Consider the following 16,455-nt stretch of genomic DNA (forward strand, 5'->3'; position numbering starts at 1 on the left):
GCAACGCCAGCTCCCACAGGTCCGGTGGACACAAGTTCATTGTGGGAGCCGGCCTTGCCGGCGATGGGCTGCGCCAGCAGCCCCAAAGGGTCAGCCCTGCCAGTTGCCGCCTTCGACAATCACGCTCTCAGGCGGGGTGTCATCGCTCAGTTCCTTGCGCACATACTGGTCATACAGTTTGAGCAGGTACTTTTGCTCACCCAGGCGCGCCAGCTCGGCGTTGACCCAATCACGCAACTCGATGTTGCCCTTCTTCACTGCCGGCGCAATCGGCGCTTCCTCGCCGAGTTTTTCTTCCAGCACGCGGTAGCCCGGGTTCTGCTTCGACCAACTGAACAGGATCAAGTTGTCCTGGGCATAAGCATCACCACGACCGCTGGCGAGGGCCTGCAGCGACTCGGTGTTCTTCTCGAACTTGAGCAGTTTCCAGTCCGGATGGTTCTTGGTCAGCCAGATATCGGCAGTGGTGCCGGTGGTGACGATGATGGTCTTGTCGGCCAGGTCGTCGAGCTTCTTCACGCTGCTGCCTTCCGGCACCAGGGCCTGCACGGCAACGCGCAGGTTGGGGTTGGTGAATTCCACCGCTTCCTTGCGCTCCGGCGTTACGGTCATGTTGGCCAGGATCAGGTCGACCTTGTCGCTCTGCAAGAACGGAATACGGCTGGCCGGCTCAACGGCAACGAACTCGACCTTGTTCTCGTCACCGAGCAGGTCCTTGGCAAACTGACGGCCGATGTCGGTATCAAAACCGACATAGCGCCCGGCCTCATCGACAAAGCCGAACGGTGGCTTGTCGGTGAATACGCCGACGATCAGCTTGTCGCGGGCCTTGATGGTTTCCAGGTAGCTGGTGGCCGGGGCAGCGCCACCGGCGGCCGGTTTGCCCGGTTCTTCAGCCTTGTTGCAACCGGCCAGCAAGGCCAGGCCGAGTAACGACAACAGCAGTTTCGAAGTCTTGGCAGTTTTCATGACAGTTCCTTTGCGGGAGTTTTGGGCAGGCTTTCAACAAAGGAGAATTTCTCCAGAAACTGCTGCGCGCGTGCGGTCTGCGGGTTCGTAAAGAAGCTCTCGGGGTCGCGTTGTTCAAGGATCCTGCCGGCCTCCATGAACACGATGCGGTCGGCCACCGCGCGGGCGAAGGCCATTTCATGGGTGACGATGAGCAGGGTCATGCCGTCGCGGGCCAGGCCCTGGATCACCTGCAGCACTTCCTTGACCATTTCCGGGTCTAGCGCGGCAGTGACTTCGTCGAACAGCATCACTTGCGGGTTCATGCACAGCGAGCGGACGATGGCGATGCGTTGCTGCTGGCCACCGGAAAGCTGACGCGGGAAGGCGTCGCGCTTGTCCAGCAGGCCAACCCTGGCCAGCAAGGCTTCAGCTTGGGCCTGGGCCTCGCGGCGCTCGCGCTTTTGCACCTTGAGCGGGCCGAGCAGCAGGTTGTCGATCACGCTCATATGGCCGAACAGGTGATAACTCTGGAACACCATGCCGACCTGCTGGCGCACCTGGCGCCAGTCAGTGCCAGGCGCCAGCAGCTCTTCACCGGCCAGGCGCAGGCTGCCGCTGTGGGCGGTTTCCAGGCCGTTGAGGCAACGCAGCAAGGTACTCTTGCCGCAGCCGCTGGGGCCGAGAATCACCACCACTTCACCGCTGCGTACCTGCAGGTCGACGTGGTCGAGCACCTGCTGCTCGCCGAAGAATTTGTTGAAGCCCTTGAACTCGATCAGTGCGCTCATGCGTGCGTCCAGCGGCGCTCCAGCGCGCGCGAGGCGGCTGACAGCGGGTAGCAGATAAAGAAGAAAAACAGGAACAGCGCGCCGTAGATCAGCACCGACTCGTAGGTGCGCTCGATGATCTGCTGGCCGACCTTGATCACATCGACCACGCCGATCAGCACCGCCAGCGAGCTGGTCTTGATGATTCGCGTATAGATGTTGATGGTCGGCGGGGTCAGGCGCTTGAGCGCCTGGGGCAGCAGGACGTAGCCGTACAACTGCCCACCTGACAAGCCGATCGACAGCCCGGCTTCGCGCTGCCCGCGTGGCAACGACTGCAGCGCGCCACGCACCACCTCGCCCACTTCGCTGGCGCCCCACAACGACAGCACCAGCACCGCACACCAGAAGCTCGGGATGCTCACGGCAAAGAAAATCGGCAGGCCGAAGAACAGCAGGTAAAGCCAGACCAGCACCGGGATCGCCCGGAACAGCTCCAGGTAAATGCGCAGCAGCACGTTCACACTGCGCTTGCCCAAGGTCGCCAACACGCCGTAGAACACGCCGCCGAGGGTGGCGAAGAGGATGCTCAGCGCCGAGATCGCCAGGGTTTGCGCTGCGCCCTTGCCCAGTTGCGGCAAGGACACCAGCAACAACTCAAGACCCGAACTGGCCATGTTGCAGCCTCCGTTCCAGGCGGCTGAGCAGCAGCGACAGTGGCAGAAACAGCAGCACGCAAATCAGCGTCAACACCGCGAGCATCTCGTAGGTCTTGTAATACAGGGCGATGTAGCTCTTGGTGGTATAGAGAATCTCTGGCACCGCCACCGCCGACACCACGGTGGTTTCCTTGAGCAAAAAGATGAAATTGGCGAACAGCGCCGGCAGGCTGAGGATCCCCGCCTGAGGCAGGATCACATGGCGCAGCAACTGGCCTTCCGACAGGCCGATCGAGCGCCCCGACTCCAGTTGCGCCACAGGCACCGCCTCGACGCCGGCGCGCAGCACCTCGGTCAGGTAGGCGCCGCCGAGGAAGGTCATGGTGATGATCGCCGCAGCAAAACCGGAAATCTTCAGGCCCAGTTCCGGCAAGGCGAAGTAGACGAAGAACAGCTGGATCAGCAGCGGCGTGTTACGCGCCAGCTCCACGTAGAGCTTTACCAGGCGCTGCAGGTACGGCGTGCGGTAAACCAGGATCGCGGCGTTGACCAGCGCCACCAGCAGCGAAGTACCGATGGCGATCAGGCCGACTTGCAGTGTGACCCCCACCGCCTTGAGAAAGGCTGGCAATGTGCTAAGGATAAAGGCGAAGTCGAAGCTCATGGAGTGAGCCTCGGCAGACGATGACGATGCGACATGGACAGGATCTCGGACCGGCCCGAGGGTAACGGGCGGCTCTACACAGGGGTTGTCAGTGCGGGTGAGCACAATAAGTAGACTCTAAAGGTATAAAAATATTTATTTAAATACCTTTATTGCATATTGATATCACTCAAACAGCTAACCTGCGAAATCCTTGGCGGTGGCGGGATCTTTCTGCTGCAAATGCTATCCAAGCGCTGTCGACCCATCACACCAACAAGGAAGACAAAGGATGAATAGCGCCCCCACTCTCGATGCAAAAGAACTGATCAAGTGGCTGACGGCATTGCGCCGGGCGGTCAATGCGGGGAATTGAATGCACTGTGGGAGCAAGGTTGACCCGCGATGCGATTTGACTGGTAGATCGCATCGCGGGGCAAGCCCGCTCCCACAGGATGTGTGTGTAGCCTCTTAGAACGCCGGCAGTACCGCGCCGCTGTACTTCTTCTCGATGAAGGTTTTCACTTCTGGGCTGGTCAGTGCCTTGGCCAGCTTCTGGATGGCGTCGCTGTCCTTGTTGTCCGGACGGGCCACCAGGAAGTTCACGTACGGCGAATCAGCGCCTTCGATCACCAGGGCATCCTTGGCCGGGTTCAGGCCGGCTTCCAGGGCGTAGTTGGTGTTGATCATGTCCAGGTCGACCTGATCCAGCACACGCGGCAGCATGGCCGATTCAAGCTCGCGGAACTTCAGCTTCTTCGGGTTCTCGGCGATGTCCTTCGGCGTCGCCAGGGCGTTCTTCGGATCCTTCAGGGTGATCAGGCCAGCCTTCTGCAACAGCAGCAGGGCACGACCGCTGTTGCTGCCTTCGTTAGGGATGGCAACGGTAGCGCCGTCCTTCAGTTCGCTCAGCTTGGTGACCTTCTTCGAGTAGCCGCCGAACGGTTCGACGTGTACGCCAATCACGGTTTCCAGGTGGGTGCCTTTGCCTTCGTTGAAGTTCTTCAGGTACGGCAGGGTCTGGAAGTAGTTGGCGTCCAGGCGCTTCTGGTCGACCTGCACGTTAGGCTGCACGTAGTCGGTGAATACCTTGATCTCCAGGTCCACACCTTCCTTGGCCAGGGTTGGCTTGATCAGCTCGAGGATTTCCGCATGCGGAACCGGGGTAGCGGCAACTACCAGCTTCTCACCCGCCTGGGCAAAACCTGCAACCGACAGAGCGGCCGCCAGAGCAGTCAACAACAGAGCCTTTTTCATGCGCAGTCCTTATTCGAATACACGGCCATCGGGCGACGGCGAAGGTGAGGGTTGCCAGCACTTTGCTAGCTGGCTTGAAGCGGACAATACCGAGATTTTTTATGCCGGAACAATATCTTTTATTTAGCTACTTATTCCATTTTTAACGGACGCCTCCATGCACCCCATGCATGGGGTCAGGCGACTGGTTGCGCCAGGCGCAACAGCGTCTTCTCCAGCAGTTGTTGCAGCGCACTGCGCTCACCCGGCTCGCCAAGGCTGAGCAACTGCTCCAACTGGCTGGTCAGAGCGCTCAACGGTGTCGGCAGGTTCAGATGCTGCGGGAGGATTTCTTCACCGCTGCTGACCAGCAGCGCGAAGTGAATGACGTTCTCAAGCTCCCGGGTATTGCCCGGCCAGCTGTGCAGCTCCAGCACCCGCTGCGCCGCATCGCTGATCAAGGGCACCGCCAGGTTCAGCCGCGGGCTGTAGATTCCGACAAAATACTCGGCCAGCGGCAGGATATCGCCAACCCGCTCGCGCAAGGCCGGCAGCTCCAACCGGCCTTCGCGCAGGTAGTGGTAAAGGCGGTCGTGGAACTTGCCGGCGCGCACCGCCTCAGCCAAGTCAATGCTCGACGCGGCGACCAGGCGCACATCCACCGGGTTCGGTTGCTGGGCACCGACGCGGGTGACTTCGCGGTTCTCCAGTGCCGACAGCAGCTTGACCTGGATCGGCAGCGGCAAGTCGGCGATTTCGTCCAGGTACAGGGTGCCGCCATTGGCCGAGCCAAACCAGCCTGCCCGGCTGCTGGCCGCGCCGCTGTGGGCACCGGCGCTGTAACCGAACAGTTCGGCGTCGGCATAGGTCGGGCTGATCGCTGCGCAATTGACCGAAACAAATAACCCGCCGCGATCGCTGGCGCGGTGAATCTGCCTGGCCAGCAGCTCCTTGCCGGTCCCGGTCTCGCCGCGGATCAGCACCGGCAGGGCCAGGGGTGCGAGCAGCTCGAGCTCCTCGCGCAGTTGCCGCGAACGCGGGTCGACGAACACCAGCGCTTTGGCGCGGATGCTCAACGGGCTCTTGTCCAGTTCAGGAAACGTCAGCAAAGGCTGGCCGAAGGTGTCGTGATTACTCATGGCAAACTCCCGCCCTTGGCGCTATCCGGCCGGGCGTTCGAATCAAGGCAAATGGTCAGCGCCTGAAGCTCAGGCGCGGCGTAGGGCGTGCTGTTCCAGACGGTTCTGCAGGCGGTACAGGTAGGCGAAACCCTGCTCCCAGCGGCGGTGCCCGGACTTGACGTTGATATGCCCGGCACCGGCGAGAAAGCCCGTCTCGGCGCCCCAGGCACGGGCCAGCTGCATGGCCCGCGGGGCGCTCACGGCCGGATCGTTGTCAGAGCTGACCACCTGGCTGGGGAACGGCAGCAGCAGTTGGGGAATTGGTGCGAAGTTACGCAGCGCCGGTGCGCAGGTCGGGCGTTCGACGTCCGCCGGGGCCACCAGCAAGGCACCCCGTACGCGGCGCAACAGGGTCGCGCTGGCTTGTGCCGCCCAATGGGCAACGGTGATGCAACCCAGGCTGTGAGCGATAAGGATCACTGGCGATTCCTCGGCAGCCACGGCTTGTTCGAGTACGGCCACCCAGTCCTGGCGCTGCGGGGTCAACCAGTCGGCCTGTTCGACCCGGGCGCTGTTGGGCAGCACCTGCTGCCAGTGAGTTTGCCAATGATCGTCTGGCGAACCTTGCCAGCCCGGCACAATCAGGTAACGGATCGACTCGTTGCGCATGGGGACGCCTCCTGCTGCGTTTGCGTGCATGAGGCCAAGTATAGGGGGGTGGTTATATTCGTAAAGGAATAAGAAGCTATTTATTAATAACCAAACTGCAAAAAGGACTGGGCTAATCGCGGGGCAAGCCCGCTCCTACAGGGTCCATAAAAAAAGGGACCACCCCCTGCCGAAGGACCGGTCCCTGAAGCATTGCCTGAGAGATGTTGCTCAGCGAGCGGTGATCACCGACAGCTTGGTGATACCCGCACGTTCGATCGAGGCCATGGCCCGTGCCACTTCCCCATAATTCACGCCATCGTCGGCCTGCAGTTGCACGCGCAGCTCCGGGTCCTTGGCCTTGGCCGCCTGCAGGTTGGTTTCCAGCAGATCGGGCTGGATCTCGTCCTTGTTGATGAACAGCTTGCCGCCACCGTCGATACTGACCACCAGCGGGTCCTTCTGCTCCACCGGGGCCACGGCCTCGGTCTTGGGCAGGTTGATCGGAATGGCGTTGGTCAGCAGTGGCGCGGTGACGATGAACACCACCAGCAGCACCAGCATCACGTCCACCAGCGGCGTTACGTTGATCTCGCTGAGTACTTCGTCACTGTCCTGGGTCGAGAAGGCCATATCAGGATGCCTCCTTCACTTTCTGGGTGTTCTGGCCGGCTACGGCCTTGTAGGCAGCAGGGTGCACCAGCACCCGGAACGCGCTCTTCTGCGCCAGGCTGTAGAAGTCGTGGGCAAAGTCATCAAGGTCGGCGGCGGTCAGCTTCAGGCGGCGCAGGAAGTAGTTGTAGACCAGTACCGCCGGCACCGCGACGGCGATACCCACACCGGTGGCGACCAGCGCCGCACCGATCGGCCCGGCCACGGTTTCCAGGCTCGCCGAGCCTGCGGCGCTGATGCCCTTGAGTGCTTCCATGATCCCCCACACCGTGCCGAACAGGCCGATGAAGGGCGAGGTGCTGCCGATACTGGCGACTACCGCCAGGCCGGTTTCCAGCGAACGGCGCTCACGAACGATCTGCTGGCGCAGGGCGCGTTCGAGGCGGTCCTGATGGTTGATCGCCTGGCTCAGGTCACTGGCCTGCTGGCCGGGTTCACCGACAGCAATGGCGGCATAACCGGCCTGGGCGACACGGGCTGCGGCACCGGGTTGTGCATGGCTGAGTTCGGCAGCTGAATCCAGGCTTGAAGCCGCCCAGAACTGTTTGTGGAAGCGTTTGTCCTGGTTCTTCAGGCGCACGAACTGCACGCCCTTGACCAGGGCCAGGCCCCAGGTGACGACAGAGAAGCCCACCAGCAGCCAGATCACCGCGCTTTCGATGGATTCGAGGGGGGATGCCAATACAGTCATGATCAATACTCTCTTCTGTTAGCGCGAATTAGCGGATCTTGAAGTCGATGGGTACGCTGACCCAGCCGTCCTGGGCTACGTCGCCCTGCTTGGCCGGGACGAAGCTCCAGCGCTTGACCGCCGCCAGGGCGGCGTCGTCGAGTTGCTGGCGGCCACTGCTTTTCTGAATCTGGATATCTCCCGGCTTGCCGCTGGCCAGCACCTGTACCCGCAACAACACCGTGCCTTCCCAACCGCGACGCTGGGCCAGCGACGGGTACTCCGGCGCCGGGTTCTTCAGGTACCCGGCGTTGGCCGAAGCCGGCGTCACCGGGGCTGGCGCCGCGGGTGCGGGAGGCGTTGGCGGTGCTGCCGGTTGTGGCGGTGCAGGCGGTTGCTCGACAGCCTTGGGCACAGGTTTGGGTACCGGTTTGGGCACAGGTTTAGGCTTGGGCTTGGGTACAGGTTTCGGTGCAGGCTTGGCGGCCAGTTCATCGACGACCGGTGGCGGCGGCTCGACCACTGCCGGCGGTGGCGGCGGTGGCGGCTCGACAGCCGGGGTCGCCGGTTGCGAAAACTCGATGGTCATCGGCGGAATTTCCGGCGGTACCACCGGCAACACCGGGGTTGGCGCCTGGCTGACCCAGTACGCCACCGCTCCGTGCAAGGCCAGGGCAAACACCCCGAGCAGAATTTTCTCCCGACGGCTCAGCGCGCTTTTCGGTGTGCTTTGCAGGCGCAACTGCGCCAGCGGCAACCGCAGCGGGCGACCGAGGTCGACCAGCTCGCCGCTCGGCGTCTGGCGCCAAAGCACATCGTGAGCACTGGCGGCGGTCTGGACATTACCCATTGATCAACTCCTGGGACGTGAGTGCGTTTCGTCGAAGGCAGGTCAGTTGCCTTCGCTGGGGTGGATCATCAACTTCTGTTACTTATGTCTTAAAGTAATTTTTAAGGTTATAGATAGAACAAAAACACATATACAAATCAACCGAACCGCTCTAAGCCGCGCCATTCAAGGGCTGGCGCTAATCACCTGAAACGCCATGCCTCTACGGCATGAAAAATATTCGGCAAAGGCATGGCAAAACGCCGTTTCAGAAGTCGTAGCGGCCAGTTACACCCAAGGTTCGCGGGGTGCCCAGCAGGCCTTCATAGCCGCCGTTGGCCGCGCTCCAGAGGGTGGTGTAGTAAGTCTTGTCGAAGGCGTTCTTCAGCCACAGCGAGACGTCCCACTGGCCCTGGCCTAGGTCGCCACGCAGGCCGGTGGACAGGTTGACCACGGCATAGCTGGGGATCTGCGCGAAGTCCGAATCCTCGACCGTACCCACCGCCTTGGAACGGAACGCGTAGCTGGCGGTGACGTAAGGCTGCAGGCCGTTGTCCAGGTCCCACTGGTATTGGCCATTGGCGTTGGCGATCCATTTCGACGCGCCGACCACTTGATGGCCGCTCAAGTCGCATGCCGCAGGTGCACCCGGTTGCAAGGCGACTTCCGGCGCGCACGGGGCGTCTTTGTAGGACAGGTACCGAACGTCGTTGTAGGAGCCATTGAGGTTCAGGGTCAGACCGCGCACCGGGATCAGGGTGCTTTCCAGCTCCACCCCGCGTGAGCGCACGGAGCCGGCGTTGGTCAGGTATTGCACGCGGTTGGCGTCGTCGTAGGCGTTGGTCTGGTAGCCGTGCACCTCAGTCCAGAACAGGTTGGCGTTGAGCTGCAGACGGCGGTCCCAAAGGGTGCTCTTCAAGCCCAGCTCGGCGTTATTGGCGCGCTCGGTGCCGATCAGCAGCGAGTCGGCACCCGCCACCGGCGCCGTGCCCACCGCCAGGTTGACGCCACCGGACTTCTCGCCGTGGGACAAAGTGGCATAGCCGAGCAGGTCATCGGTGAAGCGATAACTCAGGTTGAGCAAGCCCGAAGGGCTGGTGCTGTACTGGTTGAGGTCGCCGGAATCATAGGCGCCAACCCGGCCCTGGCGCGCGGTTGCCGCAGCGCCTGCAACCGCTGCACCACCCACCGGCGCGGCGCGATCGACCCAGGCGCTTTTCTCTTCATAGGTGCCGCGCACCCCGGCGGTGAAGTCCAGACGCTCGGTGAGGTGCCAGGTGCCCTGGGCGAACAGGGCGAAGCTGTCGGTCTCGATATGCCCCTTGCCGACACTGCTGACGTTGGCCAATGCGCCGGCCGGCGTGCCGTTCCAGATATCGGCCTGCGGACCGTAATGAACGAAGGATTTGTTATCCAGATCCGAGCCGAAGTAGTAGGCACCGATTACATAGTCAAAGAAGCCGCCAGTGGGCGAGGCCAGGCGAAATTCCTGCGAGTACTGTTTATCGCGCACCGAGACCCCGGCGTTGTAGGCCGCCGGTACGTTAAGGCCATCGTCGTTGCGCGGGGTGAAGTCCCACCAGCGGTAGGAGCTCACCGAGGTCAGGGTGAAGTCGTTGGCCAGGGTCCAGTTGGCTTCCAGCGAAGTACCGCCCTGGAACACCGTGACCTGCTGATCGTCATCGAGATTGACCTTGCGCTTGCTGCCATCGACCAGCGTCGCCCCGGCCGCCTGGGCCCGCGCTTCATAGCGGTTGACGCCATTGATGGTCGGCCCGGTGCTGTACAGCAGGCGGGTGCCGGCGCTGGAATCCTCTTCGTTGTAGTCGCCGATCCAGCGCAGGTTGAACTGCTCGTTGGGCTTGTACAAAAGTTGGCCGCGAAAGCCCTGGCGCGAACCGCCGTTGAGGGTGTGGCCGTCGAACTCGTTCTTGATGTCGCCGTCGTTGCGCGTGCGGTAGGCCGAAATGCGCCCGGCCAGGGTCTCGCTCAAGGGCCCGGACAGGGTGCCCTTGGTCTGGAAGTAGCCATCCTCGCCCACCGAGGTTTCGATGCTGCGCTCGGGGGTGAAGCTCGGCGCACGGGTGCTGATGTTGATCACCCCGGCGGTGGTGTTCTTGCCGAACAGCGTGCCTTGCGGGCCACGCAGCACTTCCAGTTGCTCGATGTCCATGAGGTCGAACACCGCCATGCCCGGGCGGCCGAGGTAGACGTTGTCCAGGTACAGGCCAACGCTGCCTTCCAGGCCATCACTGGCCGGGTTGTTGCCAAGACCGCGAATCGACACGCTGGACTGGCGCGCATGCATGTAAGCGACGTTGACGCTGGGCACCAGTTGCTGCAGGTCCTGGATGCGATAGACCCGCTGGCTTTCCAGGGCCTGGCCGTCGAGCACGCTGATCGGCGTCGGCACGCTCTGCGCGCTCTCTTCGCGGCGCCGGGCGGTGACGGTGACGGTCTTGAGCTGACTGTCGCTGGCCTTGACCTCAGGCTTTACCGATTCTGCGGCCTGGGCCGGCAACCAGTGGGCGCTACCAGCCAGCAGCAAGGCCAGGGGCAGGCGCTGGAGCCGCCGTGAAGACAAGGGTGCAGCGCGAAGGGTCGGGCTCATGGGCGGCTCCTGGCAAAGGAATTTATATTCCTTTCAGTTATTTATTTATGATTCGACATACATTTACTGCATAAGAGATTGCCTTTATAAGGAGTGCACCAGAGGCAGAGCAAATGCATTTGCCCGATACTTTTTATGTGAAAAATGCATATAGATCTGCGCCAACTCCGCCACCTGATCGCCCTCGCCGAGCACCGCAGCTTCGTCGCCGCGGCGACCGCGGTGAACCTCTCGCAATCAGCCTTCAGCCGTAGCATCCAGGCCCTGGAGCACAGTGCCGGCTGCCAGTTGGTGGACCGCTCGCACAAGGAATTGCCGCCGACCAAGCAAGGCCTGGTGGTGCTCGAACACGCGCGGCGGCTGATCAGCGGCGCGCGCCAGCTGAGCAACGAGATCAGCCAGTTCAATGGTCTGGAGGCAGGCGAGCTGCGTTTCGGCTGCGGTCCCGCGCCCGCAGCGGGCTTGGTACCACGGGCGATTGGCGGGTTCATCGGCCGCTACCCCAAGGCACGAGTGCAGTTTCAGGTCGATGACTGGCAAAGCCTGAACAAGCGCCTGCTGGCCGAGGAGTTCGAGTTCTTCGTCGCCGACACCCGTAACTTCGAAGCCGATCCGCAGTACCAGACCCTGCGCCTGCGCCCACGGCGCTGGCACTTCTGCTGCCGTGCCGGGCATCCGCTGGCGGCGCTGCCCAGCGTCAGCGCCGAGCAGCTGTTGCAGTACCCCTTGGCCGTCACCTTGCGCCCGCCAAACCTGCGCAAGGTGATCGCCGACCTGAGCGGCCGCCCGGATTTCGTCGCCAATGTCGAATGCGAAAACAGCTACAGCCTGCTCGGTGTAGTGCTCAACTCCGATGCCATCGGCATCTGCGGCTCGTACAGCGATGCCCTGCACAATGCCGCCGGCAAGTTGCTGCGGCTGAGCATCGACGGGCTGGCTGACGACTGCGAAGAGCTCTACACCCGCTATGGCATCGTCAGCCAGGCGCGCCTGCGCCTGTCGCCGCTGGCCGAGGCGATGATCGAGCAGATCATCCTCACCGACCAGGCCGACCGTGCCCTGGATGCCTGCAACCTGGAGCAGCTGGCGATCTGAGCCATTGCGCGGCATGCATCGCCAGCATTCGCCAAATGCGCTTGTGATGCGCGCCCCGGGCGGCGAAAACAGTCACCTGAAATTCGCTCAGGTGACTGCCATGCCCCACCCCACTGCCGTGCGCAACGTGCTGTACATCATGTGCGACCAACTGCGTCGCGATTACCTCTCGTGCTACGGCCACCGCCACCTGCACACGCCGAACATCGACCGCCTGGCCGCCGCCGGGGTGCGCTTCAGCCGCGCCTATACCCAAGGCACCATCTGCGGCCCGTCGAGGATGTCGGCCTACACCGGACGTTACGTCAGCAGCCATCAGGTGGCCTGGAACGGCGTGCCGCTGCCGCTGGATGAACTGACCCTCGGTGACTACCTGCGGCCCGCCGGAGTTCGCGCCGCGCTGGTGGGCAAGACCCACGCCACGCCGAACCAGGAAGCCTTGCAACAACTGGCCATCGACCCGCTCGGGAGCATGGCCGAACAACTCAACGAGGTGGGTTTCGAGCCCGTTGCCCGTCACGACGGGATCTTCCCCGACGATCCGCTGTTCGCCGACAAACGCGAAAGCGCGCCCTACACCCGCTACCTGCGCGACCACGGCTTTGCCGGCGACAACCCCTGGCACAGCTGGGCCAATGCCGCCGAAGGCGACGACGGTGAAATCCTCAGCGGCTGGCACATGCGCAACGCCGACCTGCCCACGCGCCTGCCCGAGCAGCATTCGGAGACGGTCTACACCACCGACCGCGCCATCGACTTCATCCAGGCCCAGGGCGAGCAGCCCTGGTGCCTGCACCTGTCGTACATCAAGCCGCACTGGCCCTACATCGCCCCCGCGCCGTACCACGCGTTGTACCGCGCCAGCCAGGTGCAGGCAGCCATACCCGTTCAGCAAGACAACAATCACCCGGTGTATGCCGCGTTCCGCCAGCACCAGGAAAGCCTCAACTTCTCTCGCGAAGAAGTGCGCCTGAAAGTGATCCCCACCTACATGGGCCTGATCAAACAAATCGACGACCAGCTCGGGCGCCTGCTCGATGTGTTGCAAAGCAATGGGCGCTGGGATGACACGCTGATCGTGTTCACCAGCGATCACGGCGATTTCCTCGGCGACCACGGCCTGGGCGAAAAGGAGTTTCTCCTCGAGCCGGCGGTGGGTGTGCCACTGATCGTGCGTGATCCGCGCGCGGCGGCCGATGTCAGCCGGGGCACGGTGGATGAGCGCTTGGTGGAAACCATCGATGCGCTGCCGACCTTTCTCGACGCGCTAGGGCTGCCGAGTGCCGAGCATCGGCTGGAGGGGCGCTCGTTGATCCCTTTGTTGCATGGCACGGCCAGCGACTGGCGTCACTACGCCATCGCCGAGTACGACTATGCCTTCCAGGCCCCGGCCCGTGAGCGCCTGGGCCAGCCAATCGACCGTTGCCGGATGACCATGGTGCGCAGCGAGCGCTGGAAGTACCTGGCCTATGACGGCTTTCGCGCGCAGCTGTTCGACCTGCTCAATGACCCGCAGGAGTTGCACGACCTGGGCGCGGATCCGGCCTATGCGGATGTGCGCGAGACGCACCAGGGCTACTTGTTCGAATGGCTGAGGGGCTTGAAGCGGCGGACCACCATCAGCCATGCCGAAATCGAGCGGCGTGGGCAGTGGTTTCGTTATGGCGAGCCGCGGGAGGATAGCGTGGTGAAGATTGGGGTGTGGTGAGGTTCAGGGGCCGCTACGCGCCCCATCGCCGGCAAGGCCGGCTCCCACGGTGGTCGGTGTGATGCTGACTTGTGTGGGAGCTGGCCTTGCCGGCGATGGGCTGCAAAGCAGCCCCGGCTCATGATCAGATATTGGCCACTTTCTGCCAGACCTTGGGCTTGAAGAACAAGGTCTCGCCCCGTGCCAGCCCGCTCAGGCTGTCATGGTCCTTGACCACCTCGGCCTCGATCAGCTCGCTCTGCCCTTCGACCTTCAAGGTCACCCGGGTAGTTGCCCCCAGCGGGCGGATATCACGCACTTCGGCCGGGTGGTGGCCCTCGATCTCGTGACGCGACAGCGACACTTCATGAGGGCGGAACAGCACATGGTGGCCTTCACTCAGGTGCAGGCGGTTGGAGTCGCCGAGGAAGTGATAAACAAAATCACTGGCCGGGTTCTCATAGACCTCGCCCGGCGAGCCGATCTGCTCGATCACGCCCTTGTTCATCACCACGATACGGTCGGCGACTTCCATGGCTTCTTCCTGGTCATGGGTGACGAACACCGAGGTCAGGTTGATGTCCTCGTGCAGGCGTGCCAGCCAGCGGCGCAGCTCTTTGCGCACCTTGGCGTCCAGCGCCCCGAACGGCTCGTCGAGCAGCAGCACCTTGGGCTCCACCGCCAGGGCGCGGGCCAGGGCAATACGCTGGCGCTGGCCGCCCGACAACTGTTCCGGGTAACGGTCGCTGAGCCAGTCGAGCTGGACCATATTCAGCAGCTCGTGGACCTTTTCGGCAATCTTGCTCTCGCTCGGGCGCTCGCCCTTGGGCTTCATGCGCAAGCCGAAGGCGACGTTGTCGAACACGCTCATGTGGCGGAACAGCGCATAGTGCTGGAACACGAAACCGACGTTGCGATCACGCACGTCGTGGCCGGAGACGTCTTCGCCGTGGAAGACGATGCTGCCCTGGTCGGGGGTTTCCAGCCCGGCGATGATCCGCAGCAGGGTGGTCTTGCCGCAGCCGGACGGGCCGAGCAAGGCCACCAGCTCGCCGCTGTGGATATCCAGGTTGATGCTGTCCAGAGCCTGGAAAGCGTTGAAGCGCTTGCTGACGTTACGAACTTCGATCGACATGAATTATTCCTCCGCCGCGTTATGGCGCAGACGGTTAATACGGGACTCGCTCCACTGCTTGAGCAGCAGGATGAAGAGCGCCAGGATCAGCAACAGGCTGGCGACGCTGAAGGCCGCAACGTGGTTGTATTCGTTGTAGAGGATCTCGACGTGCAGCGGCAAGGTGTTGGTCACCCCGCGAATATGCCCGGACACCACTGACACCGCACCGAACTCACCCATCGCCCGCGCGGTACACAGCACCACGCCGTAGATCAGGCCCCATTTGATGTTGGGCAGGGTCACGTGCCAGAACATCTGCCAGCCGTTGGCACCGAGCAGGCGCGCAGCCTCCTCTTCCTGGGTGCCCTGCTCCTGCATCAGCGGGATCAGTTCACGGGCCACGAACGGCACGGTGACGAAGATGGTCGCCAGGACGATGCCCGGCAAGGCGAAGACAATCTGGATGTCGTGATCCTGCAGCCACGGCCCGAACAGGCCCTGGGCGCCGAACATCAGCACGTAGACCAGACCTGCGATCACCGGCGACACCGAGAACGGCAGGTCGATGAGCGTGACCAGGATGCTCTTGCCACGGAAGTTGTACTTGCTCACGCACCAGGCGGCGCTGACGCCGAACACCAGGTTCAGCGGCACCGAGATGGCCACGGCGATCAGGGTCAGCTTCAGCGCCGACAAGGCGTCGGGCTCGAAGATCGCCTCGAAGAACGTGCCCAGGCCCATTTTCAGGCCCTGGGACACCACGATCACCAGCGGCAGCAGCAGGAACAGGGCGAAAATCAACCAGCCAAGGCTGATCAGGATACGCCGTGAAGTGGCGCTGCCACGGCGGGCGGCATTGGCCGAAGCGGCCGCGCCAATAGAGTTCGCAGACATGGACGTGGCCTCCTTCAAGGGGTTTCGATGCGCCGCTGCAGCAAGTTGATCAGCAGCAACAGGATGAAGGAAACCACCAGCATCAACACGCCGATAGCGGTGGCGCCGGTGTAGTCGTACTGGTCGAGCTTGACCATGATCAGCAGCGGCAGGATCTCGGTCTTCATCGGCATGTTGCCGGCGATGAAGATCACCGAGCCGTACTCGCCAACGCCACGGGCAAAGGCCAGGGCAAAACCCGTCAGCCAGGCCGGCAACAGCGCTGGCGCCAGTACGTAGCGAAACACCTGCAGCGGCTTGGCCCCCAGGCAGGCGGCAGCTTCTTCGACTTCACGGGGAATGTCGGCCAGCACCGGCTGCACCGTACGCACCACGAACGGCAAGGTCACGAAGGTCAGCGCCAGGGTGATGCCCAGCGGGGTGTAGGCGATCTTGAAGCCCAGGTCGGTGGCGAACTGGCCGACCAGGCCGGCCGGTGCGTACAGCGCGGTCAGGGCGATACCGGCAACGGCCGTGGGCAGGGCGAACGGCAGGTCGATCATCGCATCGATGATCTTGCGTCCGGGGAAGGTATAGCGCACCAGCACCCAGGCCAGCAGGGTGCCGATGATGCCGTTGATGATGGCCGCGTAGAGGGCAGTGCCGAAGCTCAGCTTGAGCGCCGCGAGCACCCGCGGTGCACTGACGATGGCCCAGAACTGCTCCCAGGTGAGCTGGGCGGCATGTATGAACATGGCGGCCAGCGGTATCAGCACAATCAGGCTGAGGTACACCAAGGTGTAGCCCAGCGTCAGCCCGAAGCCGGGTATGACGGGGGAAATACGACGTGACATAAAGGTCCCTGGTTGAACGCAC

General features: G+C 62.8%; 16 protein-coding genes. 2 read left to right on the forward strand and 14 right to left on the reverse strand.

The window, feature by feature from the left end; translation table 11 throughout:
- Positions 1 to 90: 90 nt before the first annotated feature.
- The 11 genes from CCOS864_RS27045 to CCOS864_RS27095 all read right to left on the reverse strand — a co-directional run bounded on the left by CCOS864_RS27045 (position 91) and on the right by CCOS864_RS27095 (position 10,807).
- Positions 91 to 969: a transporter substrate-binding domain-containing protein gene (locus tag CCOS864_RS27045; protein ID WP_115089461.1), complete on the reverse strand. Its 879-nt coding sequence runs from the start codon at positions 967 to 969 to the stop codon at positions 91 to 93.
- Entirely contained in the window at positions 966 to 1,739 is a 774-nt protein-coding gene (locus CCOS864_RS27050) for an amino acid ABC transporter ATP-binding protein (RefSeq protein ID WP_115089462.1), read from the reverse strand. The genes CCOS864_RS27045 and CCOS864_RS27050 overlap by 4 nt, the downstream gene beginning before the upstream one ends.
- Positions 1,736 to 2,395, reverse strand: coding sequence for an amino acid ABC transporter permease (locus CCOS864_RS27055; protein WP_115089463.1), 660 nt, complete (start codon positions 2,393 to 2,395; stop codon positions 1,736 to 1,738). The genes CCOS864_RS27050 and CCOS864_RS27055 overlap by 4 nt, the downstream gene beginning before the upstream one ends.
- Positions 2,376 to 3,041, reverse strand: coding sequence for an amino acid ABC transporter permease (locus CCOS864_RS27060; RefSeq protein WP_038997719.1), 666 nt, complete (start codon positions 3,039 to 3,041; stop codon positions 2,376 to 2,378). Before CCOS864_RS27060 ends, CCOS864_RS27055 begins: the two co-directional genes overlap by 20 nt.
- Before the next feature lie 450 nt (positions 3,042 to 3,491).
- Positions 3,492 to 4,277, reverse strand: a complete 786-nt coding sequence (locus CCOS864_RS27065; protein WP_115089464.1) for a MetQ/NlpA family ABC transporter substrate-binding protein — start codon at positions 4,275 to 4,277, stop codon at positions 3,492 to 3,494.
- Positions 4,278 to 4,453: 176 nt separating this feature from the next.
- On the reverse strand, positions 4,454 to 5,395 hold the full coding sequence (locus CCOS864_RS27070) for a sigma 54-interacting transcriptional regulator (protein ID WP_115089465.1): 942 nt from the start codon (positions 5,393 to 5,395) through the stop codon (positions 4,454 to 4,456).
- Positions 5,396 to 5,464: 69 nt separating this feature from the next.
- On the reverse strand, positions 5,465 to 6,046 hold the full coding sequence (locus CCOS864_RS27075; protein WP_115089466.1) for an alpha/beta hydrolase: 582 nt from the start codon (positions 6,044 to 6,046) through the stop codon (positions 5,465 to 5,467).
- Positions 6,047 to 6,256: 210 nt separating this feature from the next.
- On the reverse strand, positions 6,257 to 6,658 hold the full coding sequence (locus CCOS864_RS27080; RefSeq protein ID WP_045201768.1) for an ExbD/TolR family protein: 402 nt from the start codon (positions 6,656 to 6,658) through the stop codon (positions 6,257 to 6,259).
- A 1-nt stretch (position 6,659) separates the two neighbouring features.
- The gene (locus tag CCOS864_RS27085) at positions 6,660 to 7,388 is read right to left on the reverse strand and encodes a MotA/TolQ/ExbB proton channel family protein (RefSeq protein WP_115089467.1); all 729 of its coding nucleotides are present in this window, start codon (positions 7,386 to 7,388) and stop codon (positions 6,660 to 6,662) included.
- Between the two features lie 28 nt (positions 7,389 to 7,416).
- Positions 7,417 to 8,217, reverse strand: coding sequence for an energy transducer TonB (locus CCOS864_RS27090; protein WP_115089468.1), 801 nt, complete (start codon positions 8,215 to 8,217; stop codon positions 7,417 to 7,419).
- A 247-nt stretch (positions 8,218 to 8,464) separates the two neighbouring features.
- Positions 8,465 to 10,807, reverse strand: a complete 2,343-nt coding sequence (locus CCOS864_RS27095) for a TonB-dependent receptor (RefSeq protein ID WP_115089469.1) — start codon at positions 10,805 to 10,807, stop codon at positions 8,465 to 8,467.
- Between the two features lie 144 nt (positions 10,808 to 10,951).
- Here CCOS864_RS27095 and CCOS864_RS27100 point away from each other — a divergent pair, with 144 nt between their 5' ends.
- Together CCOS864_RS27100 and CCOS864_RS27105 are read left to right on the forward strand one after the other, a co-directional pair.
- The gene (locus CCOS864_RS27100; RefSeq protein ID WP_115089470.1) at positions 10,952 to 11,902 is read left to right on the forward strand and encodes a LysR family transcriptional regulator; all 951 of its coding nucleotides are present in this window, start codon (positions 10,952 to 10,954) and stop codon (positions 11,900 to 11,902) included.
- A gap of 100 nt (positions 11,903 to 12,002) precedes the next feature.
- Positions 12,003 to 13,610, forward strand: a complete 1,608-nt coding sequence (locus CCOS864_RS27105) for an alkaline phosphatase family protein (protein ID WP_115089524.1) — start codon at positions 12,003 to 12,005, stop codon at positions 13,608 to 13,610.
- 124 nt (positions 13,611 to 13,734) lie between these two features.
- On the opposite strand, the gene CCOS864_RS27110 is transcribed toward CCOS864_RS27105, so the two are convergent.
- From CCOS864_RS27110 to cysT, 3 genes are read right to left on the reverse strand one after another with little or no spacing between them, the layout of a single operon-like run.
- The gene (locus CCOS864_RS27110; protein WP_010222100.1) at positions 13,735 to 14,724 is read right to left on the reverse strand and encodes a sulfate/molybdate ABC transporter ATP-binding protein; all 990 of its coding nucleotides are present in this window, start codon (positions 14,722 to 14,724) and stop codon (positions 13,735 to 13,737) included.
- Positions 14,725 to 14,727: 3 nt separating this feature from the next.
- Positions 14,728 to 15,600, reverse strand: a complete 873-nt coding sequence (cysW, locus tag CCOS864_RS27115; RefSeq protein ID WP_038997732.1) for a sulfate ABC transporter permease subunit CysW — start codon at positions 15,598 to 15,600, stop codon at positions 14,728 to 14,730.
- A 14-nt stretch (positions 15,601 to 15,614) separates the two neighbouring features.
- Complete coding sequence (cysT, locus tag CCOS864_RS27120) at positions 15,615 to 16,433, reverse strand: sulfate ABC transporter permease subunit CysT (protein ID WP_010222098.1); 819 nt, start codon at positions 16,431 to 16,433, stop codon at positions 15,615 to 15,617.
- Positions 16,434 to 16,455 lie beyond the last annotated feature (22 nt).

It is taken from the genome of Pseudomonas wadenswilerensis, assembly GCF_900497695.1.
Classification (GTDB): Bacteria; Pseudomonadota; Gammaproteobacteria; order Pseudomonadales; family Pseudomonadaceae; genus Aquipseudomonas; species Aquipseudomonas wadenswilerensis.